Raw genomic sequence first — 22612 nt, forward strand, 5'->3', positions numbered from 1 at the left:
CCCTGGGTTGCCGCTGGGGTTGGCTCGGAGCCTGCCGGGTTCGCCGGCGCCGGAGGTTCGCCGGATGTTTGGGCTTGCTCCGGCCCTGCTGCGGCTACTCGGGACGCCGACCACCCCGGTTCAGTGGGCGCTTGCGAGTCGGGGTCGCCCGGCTTGCCGGGTGCCCTGGCACCCGGGTGCCCTGGGCCGCCGGGTGCCCTGGGCCTTTAGTCCGCCGAGTCCCCTGGGCCGCCGAGTCCACTGGGCCGCCGAGTGCCCTGGGCGGCCGAGTCCCCTGGGCGGCTGGGTGCCCCTGAGCGGCTGGGTGCCCCTGGGCCGCCCGGTCCCCCGGCTCGCCCGAATGCCCGGCTCGCTGAGGGCCCTGGTCGTCGCGCATCGGGTCCGGGTCGCCACGCGTCGGGCCCGGATCGCCGCGGCCGGACTCGCCGCCCGGCAGGAACGACTCCTCGCCGACCTCCGCAAAGGCACTGGGCTCCGCCCCCGGATCGAGCGTATCCAGGCCGACCGACGAAAAGCCGTCGAAACCGCCGCCGGAAGCGGGTTTGTCCACATTACGGCCGGGCTGGTGACAACTCCTCTACTCCCTTCACACGCCATTCACGAATATGAACGACGGTGCTGTCGAAGTTGTCGAACGAGCCCGTCAGCGGCTGCGCAACCGCCGTAGGTAGGAAAGTTAACCATCGGAGGTTGTACCAATTAGCATGCACAACTACCTGCTTAATTCCGAGTTGTTCCAAGATCTTCCGCCCATACATCGGAGGTGTTACCGTCCAAACCCACCCAGCGGAAATGCGTGCCGCTGAGCGGAAACCGGGAACGTCCAACGGAGGGCAGCGTGGGACCGGAGCGCGGGCTGGAGAACAGCGGAACTCTCGAACGCGGGCTCGCGGTGCTCGAGCACGTGGGTCGGCACCAGGAGATTTCCACCAATGCGATCGCGCGGCAACTGGGGCTTTCCCGCAGTGCCGCCTACCGCATCGTCGGCACCCTGAAGAGCCTCGAATACCTCGAAGCCGACCAGGTCACCGGGCGCGTGCGGCTCGGGACGCGGCTCGTCGAGCTCGGGGCGCGGGCCATGGCCGCCACCGATCTGCACCGGTGTGCGCCGCGGTACCTGGCTTCGCTCGCCGAACGGTCCGGGGAGACCACCTACCTCGCCGTTCCCGACAACGACACCATGGTCTACGTCGCCACCGAACGCAGTGCCAGCGCCGTCACCCTCGCCTGCCGCCTCGGGACGCGGCGGCCGCAGCACGCGACGTCGCTCGGGAAGGCCTGGCTCGCCGCGCTGCCGGAGGCCGACCGCGCCGAGCGCGTCCGGCGGATGAAGCTGGACCCCTTGACCCTCAAGACGATCAGCGACCCGCACCGGCTGCTCGACGAGCTCGCGCGGACCAGCCGCCGCGGGTGGGCGATCGACGAGGTCGAGAACGAACCGGACGTCGGGTGCGTCGCCGCCGCCGTGCGCGACCACTCCGGGCGGCCGATCGCCGCCATCAGCATCGCCGGGCCCGCGCCGCGCGTGCTGCGCCGCCTCGACGAGCTCGGGGCCTCCGTCGCCGGGACCGCCGCCGCCCTTTCGCTCCGGCTCGGGTACGTCCGGGGGCAGCGGGGATGACCTGGCTCCAGGACTACCAGCCGGCGGGCGGGCTGTGGGTCTCCGCACTTCTCGCCGCGCTCCCGATCATCGTGCTGCTGGTCGCGCTCGGCGTGCTCCGCTTCTCCGCGCACCTTTCCGCCGCGCTCGCGCTGGTCACCGCGCTCGGTGTCGCCCTGCTGCTGTACCGGATGCCGGCCGCGCTCGCGTTCGACTCCGCGGCGATGGGCGTGGTCTTCGGTGTGTGGTCAGTGGCCTGGATCGCTTTCCACGCCGTGTACTTCCACAACGTCACGGTCGCCACCGGCCGGTTCGACAGCATCAAGCGCGTCCTCGCCGGCTTCAGCGAGGACCGGCGGTTGCAGGCGCTGCTCATCGCGTTCGGCTTCGGCGCGCTGCTCGAAGGCGTCGCGGGCGGCGGGTCGCCGATCGCGATCACCGCGGCGATGATGGCCGCGCTCGGCTTCCCGCCGGTCAAGGCCGTCGTGCTGGCGCTGCTGGCGAACACCGCACCGGTCGCGTTCGGCGGGCTCGGTAACCCGCTGATCGTGCTCGGCCGGCTGACCGCGCCGATCATGCACCTCAAGCCCGACCAGGCGACGGACCTGTTCTCGGCGGCGGTCGGCCGTCAGGTGCCGGTGCTGGCGTTGATCATCCCCGCGTTCCTCGTGGTGGTGCTGGCCGGCTGGAAGCGCATGCTCGAGGTGTGGCCCGCGGTGCTGACGGCCGGGCTCGCGTTCGCGGCCATGCAGTTCGTGGCGTCCAACTACATCAGCGCCAGCCTGGTCGACGTCCTCGCCGCGCTCACGGCGATGGCCGCGCTGTGGGTGCTGACCCGGTTCTGGCAGCCCGCTTCGGTGTGGCGGTTCGAGGGTGAAGAAAGCGCTGTCAAGAGTTTGGGCGCGGCGCAGTCCGAGCGCGGCGCGCTCTACGCGTGGACGCCCTACATCATCCTGGTCCTGGCGATCTTCCTGTCCCGGATCGGCTCGATCTTCAAGAACCTGCCCCCCTGGCTGGACCTGACGAAGCTGCTGCACAAGGCGGACTGGATCTTCGCCTGGCCGGGCCTGCACAACCACGTGGTCCAGCACCCGCCGATCACCGCGAAGAACGCGCCGTACGCGGCGACGTTCACGGTCGACTTCCTCTTTTCGCCGGGCACGGTGGCCCTGATCGCGGCGGTGGTCGCGGGCTTCGCGATGGGCGCCCGGCCGGCGCTGCTGCTCAAGACCTACCGGCAGACCCTGGTCCAGATGCGCTGGGCGCTCGCGACGATCTTCATGATCCTGGCGATCGCGTTCGTGATGAACTACTCGGGCGCGACGCAGACGCTGGGCCTCGCCCTGGCGACGACCGGCGCGGTCTTCCCGCTGTTCTCGGCGTACATCGGCTGGCTGGGCGTGTTCCTGACCGGCTCGGACGCGTCGACGAACAGCCTGTTCGGCCCGATGCAGGTGATCTCGGCGCAGCAGCTGAACCTGAACCCGGTCCTGGCCGGCGCGACGAACACGTCGGGTGGCGTGATGGGCAAGATGATCTCGCCGCAGAACCTGTCGATCGGTGCGACGGCGATCGGGCAGAGCGGCAAGGAGGGCTCGCTGCTGCGGCAGACGTTCCTCTGGTCGCTGCTGCTGACCGCGGTGGTCGGCGTGATCTCCCTGCTGCAGGCGACGATCCTGACGGCGATGATCCCGTCGCCCTAGGCTGGGCGGCATGAGTGAGCCGCTTGCCGCGTTCGGGTACGAGCTGGGCCTGCTGAAGCGCGTCCGCCGGTCGGGCTGGTGGCACGCGGGGGTGCGCGACCCGGAGTCGGTCGGCGAGCACAGCCTGCGCGCCGCCCAGCTGGCCGCGCTGATCGCGGCCGAGGAAGGGGCGTCGCCGGAGCGGGCGGCGTTCCTGGCGATCTGGCACGACACGCAGGAGACGCGCACGGGCGACCTGCCTCTGACGGCCACCGACTACCTGCGCAAGCCGGAGCCACGCGAGATCACGGCAGACCAGACGGCGTCGTTGCCCGCGCGGTCGCAGGAGCTGGTGCGCACGGCGGTGGACGAGTACGAGACCCGTTCGTCAGCCGAGTCGGTGTGCGCGAAGGACGCCGACAAGCTGGAGATGCTGCTGCAGGCGCTCGAATACCGGGACGTCGGCGTCCAGCGCGTCGACGAGTGGATCGAGTCGGCGCGGAAGGGCCTCAAGACGGAAACCGCGCGGAAGATCGCCGAAGCGGCGTTGACGTTGTCGCCGTTGGCCTGGCGGGACCGCTAACTGCCCACCGCCGCCGCGCGTTGCAGCAGCAGCGCGCGCTCGCGGGCGTTCTCCGTCATCTCCGCCGCCCGGCGGTACTCCTGGCCTGCCTCGTCGAGGCGGCCCAGTTTCTCCAGCAGGTCGCCGCGGACGCTCGGGAGGAGGTGGTAGTCCTTCAGCGCCGCCTCGTCGGCTACCGCGTCGACGACTTCCAAGCCCGCCGAAGGGCCGTACGCCATCGCCACCGCGACCCCGCGGTTCAGCTCGATCACGGGCGACGGCTGCAGCTTCCCCAACCCTTCGTACAGCGCCGCGATGCGGACCCAGTCCGTCTCCGACGCCCGCCGCGCGCGGGCGTGGCAGGCCGCGATCGCCGCCTGCGCCGAGTACGGCCCGTACGCGCCTTCGGCGATCTGCTCCGAGAGGGCCAGCGCGGCCAGGCCGTGCTGGATCAGCAGGCGGTCCCAGCGGGAGCGGTCCTGGTCCAGCAGCAGCACCGGCTCGCCGTTCGGGCCGGTGCGGGCCTTCGCGCGCGACGACTGCAGCTCCATCAGCGCGACCAGGCCGTGGACCTCGGACTCGCCCGGCATCAGCCCGGCGAGGACGCGGCCGAGGCGCATCGCCTCTTCGCAGAGCGCCGGCCGCATCCAGTCGTCGCCGCGGGTGGCCGAATATCCTTCGTTGAACACCAGGTAGATGACCTCGAGCACGGACGACAACCGTGCGACGCGTTCGTCGCCTTCGGGCACCTCGAACGGAACCTTCGCCGCGGCGAGGGCCTTCTTCGCGCGCACGATCCGCTGCGCGATCGTCGATTCGCGGACGAGGAACGCGCGCGCGATCTCGTCGGTGGTCAGCCCGCCGAGCATGCGCAACGTCAGGGCGACCCGCGCCTGCGTGTTCAGCACCGGGTGGCAGGCGACGAACACCAGGCGCAGCAGGTCGTCCTCGATGTGGTCGTCGAGGGCCGCGTCGAAGTCGGGGAGCACGCCCTCGCCGAGCCGCTGGTCGCGGCCGACCTCCTCGAGCTTCTCCGCGTAGCGCTCGTTGCGGCGGAACTGGTCGACCGCGCGGCGCTTGGCGATGGTCATCAGCCACGCGCCGGGGTTGCGCGGCACGCCGGACTCGGGCCACTGCTCCAGCGCCGCGACGAGCGCGTCCTGGGCCAGCTCCTCGGCGAGACCGACGTCGCCGCGGGCCATCCGGGCCAGGCCCGCGATGAGCCGCGGCGATTCGATCCGCCAGACCGTCTCGATCGTTCTCTGGGCGTCCGCAACCGTCACCCGGCCATTCGACAGGGTGATCGCGTGCGGTGCAACCCACTACTCGGCGATGGCGCGGATCTCGACGACACCGCCCTTGGCCCCCGGGTTCGGGGCCTGTCTCATCAGCGCGACGACGTCTTCGAGCGACTCGCCGTTGAGCACCCAGAAGCCGGCGACGAGCTCCTTCGACTCGGCGAACGGCCCGTCGATGACCTTCGGCTCGGCGTGCCCCTCGAAGAGGACGCGCACGCCCTCCGCGCTCGACGTCAGGCCTTCGGCCATCACGATCCGGCCCTCGTCCAGCAGTCGCTCGTTGAACTTCGACATCTCGGCCAGCTCGTCGGCGGCGGGCTGGAACCCGGGCGCCTCGGACTCGGGGCTGGCCTTGACCATCACGAGGAACCGCATCACGCCTCCCCGGCGCTCTTCGCGCGCAGCCGTCCTTCGAGCTCGGCTACCTCGGGCGTCATGTTCTCGAAGTCCGACGCCTCGGCGACGCGGCGGATCTCGACCTCGCCGTTCTGGCCGTCGGGGTTCGGCATCCGCTTGATCCACTCGATGCACTCTTCGCGGTCACGGCACTGCAGGATCCAGAAGCCGCCGACGAGCTCCTTCGTCTCGGCGAACGGGCCGTCGACGACCTTGGGCTCCTCGCTTCCGGAGAACACGACCCGCGCGCCCTGCGAGCTCGGCGTCAGGCCTTCGCCGGCGAGCAGGACGCCGGCCTTGACCAGCTCTTCGTTGAACTTCCCCATCTCGGCGAGCAGCTCGGCGCTCGGGCCCTTCCCGGCCTCGGAGTCCTCGTTCTGCTTGACGATGACCATGAACCGCACAGCGGTCTCCCTTCGTTGTCTGCTGCCTACGCGTCGAACGGCCAGGCCCCGGATCGACAGCGTTCGCCGAAAATCTTTCCGCGCCGAAAACTAGCAGCTCAGGGCCGCCCCGGCGGGGCAAATCGGACAGGGGAGAATCGACGCTCGTGGCGGTACTCCCCGACGACCTCTCCTCCGCGCTCGACGACGAGCTGGCCCGGCACCCGCTGGCGCGGCTCACCCAGTCCGTCGACCGGCTCAGCACGCGCTACCGCCAAGGTGACGCGGCGACTTCGCCGATCCTCGGCTCCGAAGCCGACGTCGCCGCGTACGCGGGCTACCGGATGCCGGCCACCTACGCCGCTGTACACGCTGTGCTCGCCGAAGCGGCTTCACGCGCTCCGGGCTTCGAGCCGCGTACGCAGATCGACGTCGGCGGAGGCACCGGCGCGGCGGTCTGGGCCGCCGCGGCCGTCTGGCCTTCGCTGACTCGGTGCACGGTCCTGGAGCAGGTCGCGGGGGCCATCGGGCTCGGCAAGCGGCTCGCCGCCGGGGCGGCGCTGCCCGCGGTCCGGGACGCGCAGTGGCGGCGCGGGTTCGTCGACCCGGCCGCGCCGCCGCCGGAAGCCGACCTCGTGACGCTGTCGTACGTGCTCGGCGAACTGCCGGAAGCCGGCCGCGACGACGTCGTGCGCTGGCTCGCCGCCGAGGCCGGGGCGGTCGCCCTGATCGAGCCGGGCACTCCGGCGGGCTACGTGCGGATCCGCGCCGCCCGCGCGCGGCTGATCGACCTCGGCCTCCACGTCGTCGCGCCGTGCCCGCACGACGGCGGCTGCCCGATCGTGCCCGGCGAGGACTGGTGCCACTTCGCCGCGCGGCTCCCGCGATCGGGCCTGCACCGGCGGCTGAAGGCGGGCACGCTCGGCTTCGAGGACGAGAAGTTCGCGTACGTCGTCGCGTCCCGATCGGCGCCGGAGCGCCCGGACGCGCGGATCATCCGGCACCCGAAGAAGCACAAGGGCTGGGTCGCGCTCGACCTGTGCACGACGTCCGACGGGCTGACACCCGGCGTGGCCGTCTCGAAGAAGCAGGGCCCGCGCTACCGCGCCGCCCGGGACGCGGAGTGGGGCGACGGCTGGTCGACCGACTGACCCCGGGCACCACAGCTAGGGCATGTGCACCGTGCGCAGGAACGGCAGCAGCCGCCACGGGCGGCGGCCGCCCACGCGGACCTTGCCGCTCGTGACCGCGCGCAGCGGCGAGATCCGGCCGAACATCATCGGCACCAGCACGGCCGGGTCGAAGGTCAGCCGGACGTCGGCCGTGCCGTCGGGCTCCTCCACCCGCAGGCCGCCGTGCTGCAGCACCATCACCACCGGGGCGGTGTGCACCGAGCGGAACTCCACGGCGATCCGGCGCGGCGACGGCGTCGCGTAGTCGAGCAGCCGGCCGACGTCGTTGCGGACCATGCCGACGAAGAACAGCTCCAGGAAGAACGCCTCGTGCACGGGGTCGATCCGCCACGGACGGCCGCTCGCGCGGGCGATGTCCCAGCCGTGGATCTCCAGCTCGTTGACCAGGTGCGCGAGCAGGCCCGCCACCGGGACGCGGCTGCCGCCCAGCCACCAGACCGGCTTTTCCGGGTCGTGGTCTCGGGTCACCTGCAGCACTTCGGCGACGTCGGCGCGCAGCCGTTCGGCCAGCAGGCGCGGGTCGCGCTCGGGGTAGGCGGTCATCGCGATGTCGTTCATCGCCGAGACCGTCTCGATGTTCGCCGACGCCATCGGCTCTTCCAGCTCCGGCAACGGCAGCGGACCGCCGTCGCCCTTGGCCATCGCGGTGTAGACGAGGGCGATCCAGCCGACGTGCGCGGCCGTTTCGGCCACCGACCAGTCGCCGACGGCCTTCGCGTGCGGGTCGGGCGCGCTCTCCACGACGTCCGCGAACCGGTTGCCAGCCTCTTCGAAGGCCGTGCGCACCGCCTGCCACTGCGCCGGGAGGATCGTCATGGTTTCCGACGGTAGCTCCCGGAGTGCCGCGGGCGACTCTTCCGAGGTGCTCAACCGTGGGTAGAAGACACCGCAGCGGTAACCGGCCAGTCGGGGGGCGTGCCGGCCGGTTACCGCCGCACCGAGAAAGAGGGGACCGCGCCCCAGGAATGACGCGCGGCTTCGTGCTTCACCCGATCGAGTGACGAGCAGGCTTTCAGGCCGGGTCGGCGAGGATGCCGTTGACGTAGGAACCCGGGTGGGTCGCCGCGTCCTGGCGGAGGACCGGGAGGTCGGCCGGCCACTTCGCGCTCAGGGCCTTCGTCGAGCCCGGCGGGATCGTGTTCAGCTTCGCCGGCGTCCAGGCCGGTTCGCCCGCCGCCGGCTTGAGCACCGTGATCGTCGCCGAGGCCGTCGTGCCCGCCGTGACTTCGTTGTACTTGACGCCGTTGTCGATGCGCGGCAGGTGGTAGACCGGGCCGAACGTCGCTTCGTCCGGGCCCACCAGGTCGACGCCCGGTACGCCGTACAGACCGCACGTGTGGTCCGTGGTGTTGCGGAAGGTCAGCGGGATGTCGTACTGGCCGGAGGCGTCCTTCTTCTCGGCCGGCTTGCCCAGCAGGACCTCCAGGTCGGCCGTGGTGCACCGCGGCGTCGCGGTCGACGCCGGGGCCACCCCGCCGCCGGACGCCCCCTGCGCCGCGGCCGGTGCCGGAGCCGGCGAAGGTGCCGCCGTCGACGTCCCGCAAGCCGCCAGCGCGAACGCCCCCGCCGCGGTCCCGATCCCGATCAAGATGCGCTTCATGGTGGTTCCCCTCCGAAAGATCAGTTGCTGACCGGCGTGACCTGGACGGCGTCGCCCTTCAGGGCCGTGCCCGCGGGCCAGGCGACGCTCACCGGCTGGCCGTACGGGCCGGTCGGCAGGTCGAACGTGACGAAGTCCGGCTCGGTCCCCGGCACCGCGGCGGCGCGCTGCACGATCCGCGACTCGGCCGGGTGGCCGGCGCGCAGGTTCACCGGGACGGACTCGGCGCCGTCCGGCGTCGCCGTCACGGGCAGCCGCTGCCCGCCGGCGAGGAAGGCCACCGCCGTCGGCGCGCCTTCGAGCTTGCAGTTCGTCGTCGGCGAAGACGCCGTGTAGGTCAGGACGTAGGCCTCGTGCCCGGCCGCGTTCGACGGGTCCGGCGTGACGCTCACGGTCACGTCCGAGGCGCCGCACGGTGTGTCGCTCGGCATGGCGTTCGCGGCCCCGGCCGCCGGCACCAGCCCGCCGGCCGCCAGACCCCCGACGATCAGCGCCGCAACCGTTCGCTTCATGGTCGTCCTCCCTCGTTCCGTGATCAACTGGACTCACTGGAGGAGATGCCCGGCGACGCCCCGGGGATGCGCCCCGATGGGGTCGATCACCCGAAAGCAACCTCTTCGAGGCCCGGACGTCAAAACAGATGTCAGCTTCGGCCGAAGCAGACGAACGGCATCAGCGGTTCGGCCTGGGCCGCGTCGGCCAGGGCACGCGCAGGGGGCGTGCCCGCCGCCAGCGCCCGGTGGTAGGCCAGCATCACCCCGCCGGCCGTCCGGTCGTCGACCCGGGCCACGCTCGAGACGACCGTGCGGCTGCCGCCGTAGAGCAACGCCGCCGTGAACCCGAGAACCTCGTCGCCCTCGCGGACCACCGCCTGGCCGACGTCGCACGAAGACAGCACCACCTGCTCGGGCGCCGTCGAAAGCTGCTGGACGTCGTACGCCATCAGCGGCCCGTCGGCCAGGTTGAGCCGGGAGAACAACACGTTCTCCTGCTCGTGGTGGCCGTGCGCGGCGAAGTGCGCCAGCCGGCAGCCGTCGAACGCCTTGAGCGTCGCGGCGACCGTCGCGTCCGGGCCCGTCAGCACCTCGGCGTCCGGGTAGAACGGCGCCAGCGACGCCACCTCGGTCTCCGCGTGGGTCAGGTCCGAGCCCGCGACCAGCAGCGGCGCCCCGGCCGCCCGGCGCGGCCGGCGGCCCGCGTCGAGCCAGGCCGACGAAGACGGCGTGACCGTCACCGGCCGGCCCCGCACCGTCGGCAGCAGGCCCCACGGGATCGCCGAAAGCGCGCCCGTCGGCACGAGGACCACGTCGAGGTCGCCCAGCCGGGAGGCCAGCGGCGCCAGCAGGATCCCGTCCAGGGCCGTCACCTGCGTCCGCACCGACCGGCGGATGACCTGGTCGAGCTGCGCCGGCAGCTGACGCCCGCACAACGCGTCGAGGTCGCTGTGCAGCCGCGCGACCGGTTCGGCGACCGCCGACGCCGGGCCGAGCTCGATCAGTGCCACCCGGTGGTCCGCGATCACCTGCGCGCACAACGCGCCGTGGTCGGCGAGGAAGCACACCATCGCGCTGCCGGTCTCGGCGAGCTCGTCGCCCACCTCGCGCAGCTTCGCCTCCGGGTGGTCGCCGTCGGTGCCCTCGGCCTGCCAGCCCTTCGCGCGGATTTCCCGTTCCAGGGCGGCACACCGCTTCACGGCGTGCGTGTCCGGCTTCCCGGACAGCTCGCCCGCGCGGATCTGCATCGAGAGGTACCGCAGCTCGGCGACGGCGTCGACGGTCTCCGGGTGCGCGGGCGGGCGCACCGGCCGGAACCGGAACGCCTGCGCGCGCGAACGGTCGAGCCAGCGGAAGACGACACCGGGCGAACGCTGGGCGAGGGCGGCGGCCAGGCCCGCGTCGGCGAGCTCCTTGCCGAGCGACGTCGTCCCGGTCTGCAGGTCGATGCTGCCGAACCGGCCGCGGTGCCGTTCCAGCTGCGCCAACCCGGCCCGCGCGTTCGCGAAGGTGCTGCGCCGGTCGCCGGTCGCGGCCCCCAGCTCGGCCAGCGCGAGCCGCCGCACCAGCCGGTTTTCCAGCGGTGCGGCCCGCCGGTCGCGCGGGGCGATCCCCGCCCGGGCGCCGTCCGGGTCGCCGAGGGCGATCCGCGCGCGGGCGGCCAGCAGCGCCGCGATCTCCGCGTCGTTGCGCAGGCCCAGCGCGGTGAGCCGGCCGGCCAGCGCGGTCGCCTCCGCCGCGACGCGGGCGATCCGCCGTCCGGCCGCGAAGTCCGCGCGCAGCACGGTCAGCTGCGCGACCGCGGCCCAGGTTTCGTTGCCCCGGCGGCGAAAGCGGCGTTCGGCGCGTCCGGCCCAGCTCCGCGCGATCGACGGCTCGCCGCTCGCCAACGCGGCCAAGGCGCGGGTCAGCTCGGCTTCGGCGTGCTCCTGGTTCATCCGCAGCCGCGGGAACTGCTCCAACGCCGCGTCCAGTTCGGCGGCGGCTTCCTGCGGCAGCCCGGCCGCGAGCAGCGCCCGCGCCTTGTCGACGGCCAGCACGGGCAGCATCCCGACGCTCTGTTCGGCGTAGAACCCGCTCGCCGCGTCGAAGTCGCGCAGCGCCCCCGGGATGTCGCCGGTGAGCACGCGCGCCTGGCCGCGGCCGTGCGCCGCCTTCGCGAAGATCCGTTCCAGGCCTTCTTCCGACGCCTGCCCGGCGCCGATCTGCTCGCACTGGTCGAGGTCGGCGAGCGCGAGCCGGACGCGCCCGGCGTACTGGTGCAGCATCGCGCGGTTGAGCAGAGTCCGTGCGAGCACGACGTATTCGCCGGCTTGGCGCAGCAACGGGATCGCTTCGTCGAAGCAGCGCAAGGCTTCGTCCATCCGGCCGATCAGGATGAAGACGAGACCCCGTTGCTGGCGCAGGATCCCGCGCCCGGCGTCCGACACGAGCACGTCGGCCTCGTCGAGCAGGGCGAGACCGCGGGTGCTGTTGCCCAGCGCCGTTTCGACGGCCGCGTACGTGCCGAGGACGCGGGTCGCGAGGTCCGGCCAGGCGGGCCAGTCCGGCGGCGGCTGCGCGGCGGGCAGGCCGAGAAGCCTTGCGGCGGAACGGATCAGGCGGCCGCCGACGACGGGCTGGCCGTTGTTGGTCGCCGCGACCGCACGCCGATGCAGGTCGCGCACCCGGTCTTCCGCCCTCGGCGACGCGACCACAGGCTGCCCTTCCGGCCGGGGCCGTCCCCCTCGGCCGAGAAGGACGCCCCGGATCGTACCTCCGGGCCGCGGCGGTCCGGGGGTTTTCGCCGGGTGGACAGAAGTTCACGCGAGGACGCGGCAACCGGGCAGGTCGCGCCAGGTGGTCGGCCGCGGCTCGTCACAGCTCGATCGCCGGCGTGCTCACCGTCCTCGCCCGGCCGACCGTGCGGACCAGCACCTGGACCATCCCGTGCGGCACACCGCTCACCGCGAACCGGCCTTCGGCGTCCGACGTGGTCGTCAGCGGGCCGTCCGCCGTGCGCACCTCGATCGGGTGCTCCGCGGGCGGGGTCAGCCAGCCGTCCAGCCGGATCGAACCGCCGGGCTCGGGACTCACGTTCACCATGATCGTCAGGCTTTCGCTGTCGAAGGTGATGAGCCGGCCCTGTTCCGCCGCGCTCCGCGCGACCGGGAGCCCCTCCTGCTCGCGGATCCGCATCACCTCGAGGTCGACGTCCTCCAGCTGGATCGCGAAGCGGATCTGCTCCACCAGCGTTTCGGGCATCGGGTCGGCGTCTTGCCACAGCTCGCGCAATCCGGCAAGCAGCCGGAAGTCGAGCTCGTCCAAGGGCTCGTTCGCGCCGGGTGGTTCGACGGTGGTCACAGCCAATCTCCTTCGCCGTTGGCGAGTAGCTGCTCGCGCAGGCGCGCGAGGCAACGTCCCCTGGTCGGGCCGATACTCCCCCTCGGCATTCCCAGCCGGGCGCCCACTTCGGCGTAGTCCGGCCGGTGCACGAACGCCACGATCCGCAGCAGGCTGCGGCAGCGTTCGGGCAAGGTGTCGACCGCACGCCACAAGCGAGCGCGCTGGTCGTCGCGCAGCACTCCCTCCTCGGGTGCCGGTGACGCTTCGGTCAGCCGCTCCGGAAGCTCCGGCAGCGGCCGTTCGACCTGGCGTTTTTCCCCAGTCCGCCAGGCCTCCCGCTTGGTGACGGTGATCAGCCAGCCGGTCAGCGCGACCGGCGAGCGGATCTCCGCGAACGAGCCGAGCAGCCGCAGCCACGTCGTCTGCACGACGTCGCCCGCCTGGTCGGCGTCCAGACCCTGGTCCCGCGCCACCTGCCAGAGCAGCGGCGTGAGTAGGGAAACCAGTTCGTCCAGCGCCGCGCGGTCGCCCTCCCGCGCGGCGTCGAACAGGGCCGCTACCCGGCTGTGGTCGGTTTTGGCCACGTTCACAGCGAGCCCAGCGCGGTCCAAGCGCGCTTGACGACGGTGTCGCGGTCGACCGTGGCCAGATCTCCGGACTGGGACAGGGCTTTCGCGAGCTCCGCGGCGGCCAGCGGCGCCGCGAACGACGTCCCGTCCCAGACCGCGAAGCCACCCGTGTAGTCGTCCGGGTCGAAGGAGCTGCGGCCGGGCATCTCGTGGTCGGCGGCCGCGGTGCCGCGGACGTCCGACGGGTAAGTGCTGACGACCCCGGCGCCGGTCGCCCAGCAGCGCACCCACGGGCCCTCGTTGGAGAACAGCGCCCGGCTGGCGCCGGCGTCCGGGTTCAGCGCGCCGACGCTGATCACCTGCGGACCGCAGCCGCTGCCGAGCGGCTGGTCGGCGAAGGCGGCCGGGTAGAACCGGCGCGTGGTGGCGTCGTTGCCCGCGGCGGCGACCACGAGCACGCCCAGCCCGAGCAGCTCGGCGATGACCGCGGCGAACTGGCCGGTGAAGGCGACGTCCACCGGGTCCTCGACGTAGTAGCCCAGCGAAAGCGAAACGATGTCGACCATGTCCTCCGGCCGGTTGTTCGCCTGCGCGGTGCGCACGCGGTCGGCGAGCAGGTGCAGCGCCAGCAGCACGTCGGCTTCGTACGCGACGCCGTCGCTGTGCACGACGCGGATCGCGAGCGTGTCGGCTTCGGGCGCGGCCTGCCGGATGATGCCGGCGATGAACAGGCCGTGCCCGGTGTCGGTGTCGACGTCGCCGATCAGCGGCTGCCCGGTCGTCGGCGCGTCCCAGTGGTCGGTGAGCAGCTGGGTCGGCACGGTGCCCGCGGAGGCGAGCTCGGCCTGCAGTACCGCGGCCTGGATGTCGGGCGCGACGGCGAGGCCGGATCCGGCGGGCGGCGGGGCGGTGCGGTCCGCCAGCCCGAACCAGCGGTGCGGGCCGATGCCGGTGTCGAGCACGGCGACGACCGGCCGCCGGTGCGCGGGCTTCTTGCTGCGGAACGGCGGGTCCGCGGCGAGCGTCACCGGGATCCGGTTGGCGCCGTGGGTGCGCCCGTACGAGCTGCCCGCGCCGAACCCGCTGGTCTCCCACGGCGTGCCGCCGAGGCCGCTGGTCTCCCACGGGACCCCGCCGAACACCGGTGACGTGAAGAGCAGGTGCTCCACGGAGATCGTCGCGACGACGGCCGGGTCCACCTCGGGTTTCTCGCCCGAAGCGGCGGCCCGCAGCAGTTGCAGGGCCTTCCAGCAGTCGACGACGACGGGGTCGGAGTCCTCGCGGACGTGCAGCAGCGCGCGCACCGGCAGGGTGCCGAGCTCCCGGACGCGCTCGAGGCCCTTGCTGTCGCCGCGGTCGGCCGGGGTGGCGAAGACGCCGATGCGGGCCAGCACGCGGTTGATCGCGGCCAGGGTCTCCTGGTCACGCAGGTAGCGGTCGGGGATCAGGAAGGTGCCCGGCCGGTACACGGTCGCGCGCGGGACCGGCTGCCCGGCCGCGACGACCGACGTCGCCGGGTCGAGCACCCGCGCGCCGTGGCGGTCGAGCACCTGCCTGGGCGGGGTCGGGAGCTCGTTGAGCGTGCTCGCGTCCTCGGCCGCCGCTTCCGCGGTCTCGCCCCGTTCGAACTTGACGACCATCGGTCCACCCTCCGCCATTGATCACTGATGGCACCCGGGAAAGACCCGCGGGCCGAGACCGGGATACGACACCGACGTCACGAATGCGTAACGACGATGGCAAACGGGTGAAGACGTATCTGACGGCCCCTTCTCACCCACTTGGCCCTCCGGAAGTCACGTATCCAGGCGGGGAGATCAGCATGCTTCTGCTCCGGTCGAGCGCGCGGGAGGCGGGCCGGCCCGCACCGGTCCGGGGACCGGGTGGCGCGTTCACCCCGGACCCGGCCACCGGCGGAGGCAGCTTCGCCGTGCCGCTCGACCTGCCGCCCGGGCCCGGCGGCATCGCGCCGGCGCTCGCGCTGCGCTGGACCACCGGGGCGCCGAACGGCCCGTTCGGCGGCGGGTTCGCGCTGCCGCTGCCGCACGTCCGCCTCGACGACGGCCGCGCGCGCTCCGGCGCCGAGGGCCGGCTCGCCCGCAGCGGCGACGGGTTCCACCTGACCACCCGGACGGGCGTCCGGCACGTCCTCGGCACGACCGACGGCGGCCGCTCGGGCGGCTCCGCCTGGTACCTCGAACGGACCGAGGACGCGTTCGGCACGACCGCGCAGTTCGGCTGGGCGCACCACAGCGGGCAGGCCTACCTCGCGCGCGTGGCCTACGGGCCGTACGAAGTGGACTTCACCTACGAGCAGCGGCCGGACGTGCTGCGCTGGGGCCGCGGCGGCGCGCTCGTCACGACCGCCCTGCGCTGCGCCCGGATCGACCTGCGGGTGCCGGCGGACGCGCGCCCGCTGGTCCGCCGGTGGTGCCTGGGCTACGACGAGGACGACCGCACCGGTGCGTCGTTGCTGACGTCCGTCGCGCTCACCGGGTTCGACGCGCACGGCGCCGAAGCCGCCGCGCCCGTGCTGCGGCTGGCCTACGCCCGCACCGAACCGCCCGCCCCGCGGCGGGGCCGGCTCACCGCCCGCGTCCGGGCCGGCGGCGGCGACGCGGCCGCACTGGTGCTCGACGACGCTCTGCCGTACTACTCCCTGGAGCCCGGCGACCTCCCGCGCGCCGGCCGGCTGAGCGGGATCGACAACGGGATCGGGCTGCGCACGGCGATCGAGTACGCGACCGTCGAGACGGTCCCGGTCGTCCGGCGGGTGGCGGTCCGGGAAGCCGCCACCGGCCAGGCGGGCGTCACGGAGTTCGAGTACCACGACGGCCGGTTCGGCGACCGCGCGTTCGGCGGGTTCGGCCGGGTCGTGCAGGACGAGCTCGGCGACGAGCACGCGCCCACGCTGCGGACCGTGCGCTGGTTCGGCACCACCGGGTTGCTGCGCAAGGAGGAGACGTACGGCCTCGACGGCGCACCCGAAGCGGACCGGCCGTACCACCGCGTCGAGCACACCCGGAATCCCCAGTGGACGCGGTCGGTCACGACCGTGTTCGAACGCCGCGAGCGGCCGGTTTCGGTGACCACGAAGGAGACCCGCTTCGACACCGCCGGGAACCCGACCCGCGAAGTGGAGCGGACCGACCGGCCGGGCCGCGCCCCGGTCGTCCGCGAGACCCGCACGACGTACGCGACCTCGCCCGAGCGCCGGTTCGCCGCGCTGCCCGCGCGGGTGCGGAAGCTGGACGGCGCCGGGAACGTCCTGGCGGACAACGTGTTCCGGTACGACGAGCGGCCCGACGGCACGGCCGGTTCACGCGGCCTGCTCACCGCGCACGAGGAGCTGGTGCTCACCGACGAGCTCGTCGCCGACGTCTACGGCCCGGTCGTGCCGGACTTCCGCCACCACGGCTACCACCGGCGTCCCGGGGAGGACGGCTGGTGGGTGACGACGTTCCACGGCCGGCTCGACACCGTCGCCGGGCTGCGCACCACGACCACCGGGCCGAACGGCCACACCAGCGAGACGCGGTACTCGGCCGACCGCTGCTTCCCCGAGGTCGTGTCGGACCCGCTCGGGAACGTGACGGCGACGCGCTACGACGTCCGCACGGCGCGGGTGTGCGAGGTGACCGACCCATCGGGCGCGGTGACCACCGTGACCCACGATCCGCTGGGGCGCCCGGAAACCGTCGTGCGCCCGGGCGACACGGCGGACCTGCCGACGGTCCGGCACCGCTACGAGCCGACGCGGGTCACCACCGAGCAGCGGGCGGTGTCCGGCGAGCCGGAGGTGATCGTGACGGCGGAGCTGCGCGACGGCGCCGGGCGGCTGCTGCAGCGCCGGCACGCCGACCTGCTCGGCGAAGTCGTCGACGAGCACCACGAGTACTGCGCGCGCGGCCTGGTGTGCCGGACGAGCCGGGGGTTCCGCGCCGGCGAGCCGCCGGAGTCACCGGAGGAGTTCCGCTACGACGCGCTCGGCCGCCCCCTGGCTCCCGCCCCGGAGTCGTCCGGCTCGCCTGGCGTCGTGCGGGACCTGCTCGGCCGGGAACTGCGGGCCGCGGACGGCGTCGTGCACGCCCGGGACGCCGCCGGGAACCCCGTCGAGACGCGGACCGCGGGCGGGCACACGGTGTACCGCGTGCACGACGCGGCCGACCGGGTGGTCGCGGTGCTGGTCGACGACCCGGGCGGCACCCCGGTCACGACGTTCGCCTACCACGACGGCGGGCTGCCGGTGCCGCCCGAGGCGGGGCCGCACAGCTGCGGCCGGCTGGTGCGCGTCGCCGACGAGTCCGGCGAGACGCTGTTCGGCTACGACGCGCAGGGCCACCCGGCCGAACGACGCTGGCGCCCGGCGCACGTCGCGGTCGAGTACCGCCTGGACGTCACGCGCCGCGCGGACGGCCGGCTGTCCGAAGTGGTCTACCCCGACGCGGGCGACGGGCGGCTGACCGTGCGCCACCAGTACGACGAGGTCGGCCGGCTGGTGAGCGTGCCGGGCTACCTCGACGCCGTCCAGTACGACCTGCGCGGCCGCCGCGTCGCGATGCACTACGCGAACGGCGTCAGCGAAGTCTTCTCCCCTTCGCACATCGTCACGGGTCCCGGTGGGTTGCACGAGGTTTCGCCGCGGGCGCCGGAGGAACCCCCGTCGGGCAGCGAAATCCACGACGCGTTCGGCCGCCTGCGCGGAGTCCACGGCGACGACGGGGTCAACGCGCTGTACGGCTACGACCACACGGGCCGCCGAGTCCGCACGCTGGTCACGGACGGCACGCGCATCCACGAAACCCTGACCCCGGACGAGCTGTACGCCATCGAGGACGGCGAGCTGGTGATCGTGGTGGCGGGCACGGTCCGCCAGTACGCGAACGGCCGGCGCCGGTACCTGCACTTCGACGAGCGGGCAGAGGTCGCCTTGGTGACCGACGAGCACGGCGCCGTCGTGAGCGGGAAACAGGGTTAGAACGCTGGTTCCGACTCGCGACGGGTCAGTCGAGCACCGCCAGGTCCAGCCGCTCCAGGCGGGCCGGGTCCGCGAGGATGTCGATCTCCACGATGCGGCCGCCCGCCACCGTGAAGCCCAGTACCGAGAACGGGCGGCCGTCGCGGGTCGCGACCACGCCCGCCGCGCCGTTGACCAGGGCCCGGCGGACCGTGCCGCCGCCCGAGGCGAGGCGGGAGAACGTCAGTGCCTGGTTCGCCACCTCGGCCGCGCCGTGCACCTCGACCGAGCCGCCCAGCGCCACGCCGCGGTCCGAGCGCAGCACGACCTCCGGGTCGAGCACCGAGACCAGCGCGTCGAAGTCGCCGCCGCGGGCCGCCGCCAGGAACGCGTCCACCACTTCACGTTGCCGCGCGAGGTCCGGGTCCGGGGCGACGGGGGCGCCCTGGACGCGCCGCCGGGCTCGGCTCGCCAGCTGCCGGGTAGCCGCCTCCGAACGGCCGACGATCGGCGCGATCTCCTCGAACGGCATCGCGAACATGTCCCGCAGCACGAACGACAGCCGCTCGGCCGGGGTGAGCGTGTCGAGCACGACGAGCAGCGCGAGCCCGACCGAGTCCGCCATCAGCGCCTCGTGCTCGGGGCCGGCGTCCTCACGGCTGATGATCGGGTCGGGCACCAGCGCGTCCCACGGCTCCTCGCGCCGTGCCCTGCGCGTACGCAGCATGTCGAGGCAGACGCGGCCGACGACCGTCGTCAGCCAGCCGCCGAGGTTCTCGACCGCGGCCGGGTCGCTGCGGCTCAGCCGGAGCCACGACTCCTGCACCGCGTCCTCGGCCTCGCTCAGCGACCCCAGCATGCGGTAGGCGACCGCGCGCAGGTGGGCGCGGTGGGATTCGAAGCTGCGGGCGAGCAGGTCGTCTTGCACGGGTGGTCCTTTCGCGGGCGGTCACCACCTTGACGGATCGCCCGGCGAGAGTGTGACAGATCAGACCACTGTGTGCCGCTCACCGGTATCCTTGCTTGACGTACGATATATGACCACATAATCATCGGATCTCTCCGGACGAGGAGGGTCCATGAAATTCCGACCGCTTGTCTGCCTCGCCGCCGCCTTCGCGCTGGTGGCGAGCCTGGTCAGCCCCGCGACCGCCGAGCTCTACAACCCGCGCCAGGACTGGCTGCGCGCCTCGACGGCCGGGCTGTTCCTGCACTGGGGCATGTTCACCGCGCCGCGCCACACCGACTGCGCCGCCTGGGAGCGCGACGTCACCGACGGCGGCTGGACCCCGGACTACTGGATCGACGAGGCGAAGAAGCTCGGCGCGTCCTACGTCGTCCTCACCACCTTCCACAGCCGGCTGGGCTACGCGCGGCCGTGGCCGTCGAAGATCCCGGGCAGCTGCTCGACGCAGCGCGACTTCCTCGGCGAGCTGATCGCCGCCGGCCGGGCCAAGGGCGTCCGGGTGATGCTCTACATGACCGACGATCCCCAGTGGCACAACGAAAGCGGCCACGAGTCGCTCGACTCGGCCGCCTACTCGGCGTACAAGGGCAAGCCGGTCGACCTGACCACGCGCCAGGGCTTCGGCGAGTTCGGCTACGACCTGTTCGACGAGGTCATGGACCGCTACTCCGACCTGGCGGGCTTCTGGATCGACAACGACAACGAGTACTGGGAACAGCACGGGCTCTACGAGCACATCCGCGAGAAGCGGCCGTCCTGGTTGCTGAGCAACAACAACGAGGACACGCCGATCATGGACACGGTCAGCAACGAGCAGAAGACCGGCATGACACCGTCGTACGACTACCCGCAGGCGATCTACACGCCGATGCCCCGGCTCACCGAGGCCGACTACAAGCTGCCGACCAACGGCGACTGGTGGTACAGCGGCGGCGACCAGGCCGTCGACTTCCGGCTCTCCACCGGCCGCTACATCACGAACGCGGGCTCGTCGATCAAGTCGCTGATGGCCGAAACCGCCATGGTGAACGGGAAGTTCCCGCCGCAGCAGGAGGCGTTCAACACCTTCATGGCTTCCTGGACGCAGCCGATCAAGGCGTCGCTGCAAGGGCTCGAAGGCGGCGGCTACATGTACGGCGGCATGCAGCCGGGTTTCTGGAACGACGGCGCGCACGGCGTGATCACCGTCAAGCCCGGTGCGCGGACGCAGTACGTGCACGTCGTCACGCGGCCGTCGACGAACCTGGTCCGCCTGCGCGACAACGGGTATCGCGTCACCGGGGTGTCCGACGTGCGCACCGGCAAGAGGATGCGGTTCGCCCAGTCGGGCGGCTATCTGTCCATCTTGGACATCAAGGACTGGGACACCTACGACACCGTGTTCCGGGTGGACACCGCCGGGCAGCAGTACTTCTACGACAAGAGCACGATCAAGGCGACCGCGTCGGCGTCGGCGCCCGGGCACCCGGCGTCGAACCTCACCGACGGCAGCTACCTGAACTACTGGGACGCGGGCGGGCAGCAGCCGGTGTCCGTGACGCTCGACCTGGGCCGGCCGCGGTCGACGGCCTACCTGGCGGTGCACGAGCGCGAGTCGTCACCGACGGCCGCGCGCGAATCCTTCGGCCGCGCCGAGGATTCCGCGCGGATCAAGGACTACCGCGTCTACGCCAGTGACGACGGGAAGCACTGGGGACAGCCGGTGCGCACGGGTGCCCTGCCGAGTACTCGCGGCGTCCAGTTCGTCGACGTCGGCGACGTGCACGCGCGGTACCTCAAGCTCGAGGTGCTGAACACGTGGTCCGGCCCGCAGGCCAAGCCGTTCTTCCACCAGCTCGCGCTCGACGAGATCGACGTCGCCTACGGCTATCCCGACGCCCGCGGCGAGCTGCCGCTGGAAGCGGAGTCGTGGCGCAACGGCTTCGAAGGCAGGGCGAGGCCGGTCTGGTGTGCGGCGTGCTCGGGCGCGGCCGCGGTCACCGGGCTCGACCGGGGCGCGGTCACCTTCCACGACGTCCAGGCCACCGGCCCGGCCCGCCTGCAGCTGGACACGTCGGGCCCGGGCACGCTCTCGGTGAGCGTCAACGGTGCCGCGCCGATCACCGTCCACGCGCCGGCGGCGATCCCGGCGCCGCTGGTCGCCGGTTCGAACACGATCAAGGTGTCCGGCACCGCGGATCTCGACCGGATCGCGGTGGCGCCCCTGCCACCCGAGTCGTACACGCCGAAGACGACGCTGACCGTGCAACCCGCCGGCGTGCAATGGGTTTCGGCGGGTCAGCAGTCGCTGAAGATCACCGCGTCGCTGCGGCTCGACGTCGACGACCCGGTCGACCAGGTGTCGCTGGCGCCGGTCGTCCCGGCGGGCTGGACGCTCGTCGGTGCCCCGGTGACGGCGTCGAACCTGAAGCTCGGTCAAGTCCTGAGTGGATCGTGGACGGTGACGGCCCCGGCCGCCCAGGACGCGACCATCCCGGTGACGGCGTCGTTCACGACGCTCGGGCGGGCCAAGTCGGTGAGCAAGCCGGTGCCGGTCAAGCCGCGTCCGGCGGACCGGGTGTTCATGCGCGAGGCGGAGGATTCGGCCAACGACATCGGCGACGCCGGTGTCACGAGCTGCTCGCCGTGCTCGGGCGGGCAGAAGGTGCGCAACATCGGCGGCAGCGCGGGTGCGGCGGTGACCTTCCCGGGCGTGACCGTGCCCGCGGCCGGTCAGTACACCCTGTACCTCGACTTCACCGTCAACGGCGACCGGTCGTACTTCGTGTCGGTGAACGGCGGTGCGCCGGCGGAGGTGAAGGTCAGCGGGGTCGGCAACAACACGCCGTACACCACTTCGGTGCCGGTGACGCTGGCCGCGGGGGCCAACACGATCCGCATCGGCAACGACCGGGACGGCGCCCCGGACCTGGACCGGATTTCACTGGGTTAGTTCGCGCAGCACCCGGGCCGGGTCGACGTCGACGGCGTCCCCCGTGCCCGGGTGCCCGCTCGGCGCGCTCCACGCGACGGACACCCACAGCTCGGCGTAGTCCCCGCGCTCGACGACGGGCAGCTGCCAGGTGAGCGTGGTCCCGGCCCGTCCGACGGCGTCGTCCCCGAGCAGGCCGGACCAGTACGGCGGCACGTGCTGCCCGGCCCGCGAACAGTGGCGCAGCATTTCGACGCCGGGACCGCCGACGCTGACCACGGCGTCTTCGCCCTCGACTGTGAAGGCGCTTTCCCCGGCGCTCACCGGTTCGGCGGCCCCGGCCAGCTCGGCCTGGACGACGAACTCGCTGAGGTCTTCCCGGGCCAGCACCCGGAAGACGGCCGTCTCGCGCGTGACGACGGGGTAGTCGTCGGGCAGCCGCGGCTCGGTCGCGCCGGACAGCACGTCGAGCCGCACGGACTGGTGCCGCCACCGGCACAGCCGCGCGCCGGAGCCGAGGCCCCAGGTGAACTCCGGTCTCACGGGCACGTCCCAGCCACCGACGCGGACGGCGAACCGCACGTCCCCGAGCGGGGTGACGACGTCGAGCGCCCGGGGCGGCGTCCGCGACAGCACATCGGTGTCCAGCATGCAGACATCCTTACCCCGGCGAGGC

General features: G+C 72.7%; 18 protein-coding genes. 6 read left to right on the forward strand and 12 right to left on the reverse strand.

The window, feature by feature from the left end; all coding sequences use genetic code 11:
- The first annotated feature begins 838 nt into the window (after window positions 1–838).
- From ACYVLJ_RS04605 to ACYVLJ_RS04615, 3 genes are read left to right on the forward strand one after another with little or no spacing between them, the layout of a single operon-like run.
- The gene (locus ACYVLJ_RS04605; RefSeq protein WP_451969108.1) at window positions 839–1621 is read left to right on the forward strand and encodes an IclR family transcriptional regulator; all 783 of its coding nucleotides are present in this window, start codon (window positions 839–841) and stop codon (window positions 1619–1621) included.
- Window positions 1618–3303: an L-lactate permease gene (locus ACYVLJ_RS04610; protein WP_460437843.1), complete on the forward strand. Its 1686-nt coding sequence runs from the start codon at window positions 1618–1620 to the stop codon at window positions 3301–3303. Before ACYVLJ_RS04605 ends, ACYVLJ_RS04610 begins: the two co-directional genes overlap by 4 nt.
- A gap of 10 nt (window positions 3304–3313) precedes the next feature.
- Window positions 3314–3865, forward strand: coding sequence for an HD domain-containing protein (locus ACYVLJ_RS04615; RefSeq protein ID WP_451969112.1), 552 nt, complete (start codon window positions 3314–3316; stop codon window positions 3863–3865).
- On the opposite strand, the gene ACYVLJ_RS04620 is transcribed toward ACYVLJ_RS04615, so the two are convergent.
- The 3 genes from ACYVLJ_RS04620 to ACYVLJ_RS04630 are packed head-to-tail and all read right to left on the reverse strand — an operon-like array spanning window position 3862 to window position 5942.
- Window positions 3862–5127 carry an RNA polymerase sigma factor gene (locus ACYVLJ_RS04620; protein WP_451969114.1) on the reverse strand — a complete coding sequence of 422 codons (1266 nt, stop codon included), beginning with the start codon at window positions 5125–5127 and terminating at the stop codon, window positions 3862–3864. The two genes, ACYVLJ_RS04615 and ACYVLJ_RS04620, sit on opposite strands and share 4 nt — an antisense overlap.
- 39 nt (window positions 5128–5166) lie before the next feature.
- Window positions 5167–5517 (reverse strand): YciI family protein, encoded by a 351-nt coding sequence (locus tag ACYVLJ_RS04625; RefSeq protein WP_451969116.1) that lies wholly within the window; start codon window positions 5515–5517, stop codon window positions 5167–5169.
- On the reverse strand, window positions 5517–5942 hold the full coding sequence (locus ACYVLJ_RS04630; protein WP_460437844.1) for a YciI family protein: 426 nt from the start codon (window positions 5940–5942) through the stop codon (window positions 5517–5519). Before ACYVLJ_RS04630 ends, ACYVLJ_RS04625 begins: the two co-directional genes overlap by 1 nt.
- Window positions 5943–6088: 146 nt before the next feature.
- Here ACYVLJ_RS04630 and ACYVLJ_RS04635 point away from each other — a divergent pair, with 146 nt between their 5' ends.
- Window positions 6089–7072: a small ribosomal subunit Rsm22 family protein gene (locus tag ACYVLJ_RS04635; protein WP_460437845.1), complete on the forward strand. Its 984-nt coding sequence runs from the start codon at window positions 6089–6091 to the stop codon at window positions 7070–7072.
- A 15-nt stretch (window positions 7073–7087) separates the two neighbouring features.
- On the opposite strand, the gene ACYVLJ_RS04640 is transcribed toward ACYVLJ_RS04635, so the two are convergent.
- The 7 genes from ACYVLJ_RS04640 to ACYVLJ_RS04670 all read right to left on the reverse strand — a co-directional run bounded on the left by ACYVLJ_RS04640 (window position 7088) and on the right by ACYVLJ_RS04670 (window position 14741).
- A complete protein-coding gene (locus ACYVLJ_RS04640) occupies window positions 7088–7930 on the reverse strand; it encodes a maleylpyruvate isomerase N-terminal domain-containing protein (RefSeq protein ID WP_451969122.1) in 843 nt (280 codons plus the stop codon).
- A 196-nt stretch (window positions 7931–8126) separates the two neighbouring features.
- Entirely contained in the window at window positions 8127–8714 is a 588-nt protein-coding gene (locus tag ACYVLJ_RS04645; RefSeq protein WP_460437846.1) for a DUF4232 domain-containing protein, read from the reverse strand.
- A 20-nt stretch (window positions 8715–8734) separates the two neighbouring features.
- Window positions 8735–9226, reverse strand: coding sequence for a DUF4232 domain-containing protein (locus ACYVLJ_RS04650; protein ID WP_460437847.1), 492 nt, complete (start codon window positions 9224–9226; stop codon window positions 8735–8737).
- Between the two features lie 131 nt (window positions 9227–9357).
- Window positions 9358–11874, reverse strand: coding sequence for a CHAT domain-containing protein (locus tag ACYVLJ_RS04655; RefSeq protein ID WP_460437848.1), 2517 nt, complete (start codon window positions 11872–11874; stop codon window positions 9358–9360).
- Window positions 11875–12064: 190 nt separating this feature from the next.
- Window positions 12065–12550: a hypothetical protein gene (locus ACYVLJ_RS04660; RefSeq protein ID WP_460437849.1), complete on the reverse strand. Its 486-nt coding sequence runs from the start codon at window positions 12548–12550 to the stop codon at window positions 12065–12067.
- Window positions 12547–13122: an RNA polymerase sigma factor gene (locus ACYVLJ_RS04665; protein ID WP_460437850.1), complete on the reverse strand. Its 576-nt coding sequence runs from the start codon at window positions 13120–13122 to the stop codon at window positions 12547–12549. Before ACYVLJ_RS04665 ends, ACYVLJ_RS04660 begins: the two co-directional genes overlap by 4 nt.
- Complete coding sequence (locus ACYVLJ_RS04670; RefSeq protein ID WP_460437851.1) at window positions 13119–14741, reverse strand: S8 family serine peptidase; 1623 nt, start codon at window positions 14739–14741, stop codon at window positions 13119–13121. Before ACYVLJ_RS04670 ends, ACYVLJ_RS04665 begins: the two co-directional genes overlap by 4 nt.
- A gap of 182 nt (window positions 14742–14923) precedes the next feature.
- Here ACYVLJ_RS04670 and ACYVLJ_RS04675 point away from each other — a divergent pair, with 182 nt between their 5' ends.
- Window positions 14924–18079: an RHS repeat domain-containing protein gene (locus ACYVLJ_RS04675; protein WP_460437852.1), complete on the forward strand. Its 3156-nt coding sequence runs from the start codon at window positions 14924–14926 to the stop codon at window positions 18077–18079.
- Between the two features lie 25 nt (window positions 18080–18104).
- Here the strand turns inward: ACYVLJ_RS04675 and ACYVLJ_RS04680 are convergent, their stop codons facing one another.
- Window positions 18105–18986: a sigma-70 family RNA polymerase sigma factor family protein gene (locus tag ACYVLJ_RS04680; RefSeq protein WP_460437853.1), complete on the reverse strand. Its 882-nt coding sequence runs from the start codon at window positions 18984–18986 to the stop codon at window positions 18105–18107.
- Between the two features lie 151 nt (window positions 18987–19137).
- Here ACYVLJ_RS04680 and ACYVLJ_RS04685 point away from each other — a divergent pair, with 151 nt between their 5' ends.
- Window positions 19138–21957 (forward strand): alpha-L-fucosidase, encoded by a 2820-nt coding sequence (locus ACYVLJ_RS04685; protein WP_460437854.1) that lies wholly within the window; start codon window positions 19138–19140, stop codon window positions 21955–21957.
- On the opposite strand, the gene ACYVLJ_RS04690 is transcribed toward ACYVLJ_RS04685, so the two are convergent.
- On the reverse strand, window positions 21946–22587 hold the full coding sequence (locus tag ACYVLJ_RS04690; RefSeq protein WP_451969142.1) for a hypothetical protein: 642 nt from the start codon (window positions 22585–22587) through the stop codon (window positions 21946–21948). The genes ACYVLJ_RS04685 and ACYVLJ_RS04690 overlap by 12 nt on opposite strands.
- Window positions 22588–22612 lie beyond the last annotated feature (25 nt).

It is taken from the genome of Amycolatopsis stemonae (genome assembly GCF_054781455.1).

Excerpts from the sequence above, each read along its gene's own strand:
- ACYVLJ_RS04610 (WP_460437843.1), top strand. The coding sequence starts at position 1,618 with ATGACCTGGCTCCAGGACTACCAGCCGGCGGGCGGGCTGTGGGTCTCC.
- ACYVLJ_RS04615 (WP_451969112.1), top strand. The coding sequence starts at position 3,314 with ATGAGTGAGCCGCTTGCCGCGTTCGGGTACGAGCTGGGCCTGCTGAAG.
- ACYVLJ_RS04625 (WP_451969116.1), bottom strand. The coding sequence starts at position 5,517 with ATGCGGTTCCTCGTGATGGTCAAGGCCAGCCCCGAGTCCGAGGCGCCC.
- ACYVLJ_RS04640 (WP_451969122.1), bottom strand. The coding sequence starts at position 7,930 with ATGACGATCCTCCCGGCGCAGTGGCAGGCGGTGCGCACGGCCTTCGAA.
- ACYVLJ_RS04645 (WP_460437846.1), bottom strand. The coding sequence starts at position 8,714 with ATGAAGCGCATCTTGATCGGGATCGGGACCGCGGCGGGGGCGTTCGCG.
- ACYVLJ_RS04650 (WP_460437847.1), bottom strand. The coding sequence starts at position 9,226 with ATGAAGCGAACGGTTGCGGCGCTGATCGTCGGGGGTCTGGCGGCCGGC.
- ACYVLJ_RS04670 (WP_460437851.1), bottom strand. The coding sequence starts at position 14,741 with ATGGTCGTCAAGTTCGAACGGGGCGAGACCGCGGAAGCGGCGGCCGAG.
- ACYVLJ_RS04675 (WP_460437852.1), top strand. The coding sequence starts at position 14,924 with ATGCTTCTGCTCCGGTCGAGCGCGCGGGAGGCGGGCCGGCCCGCACCG.
- ACYVLJ_RS04685 (WP_460437854.1), top strand. The coding sequence starts at position 19,138 with ATGAAATTCCGACCGCTTGTCTGCCTCGCCGCCGCCTTCGCGCTGGTG.
- ACYVLJ_RS04690 (WP_451969142.1), bottom strand. The coding sequence starts at position 22,587 with ATGCTGGACACCGATGTGCTGTCGCGGACGCCGCCCCGGGCGCTCGAC.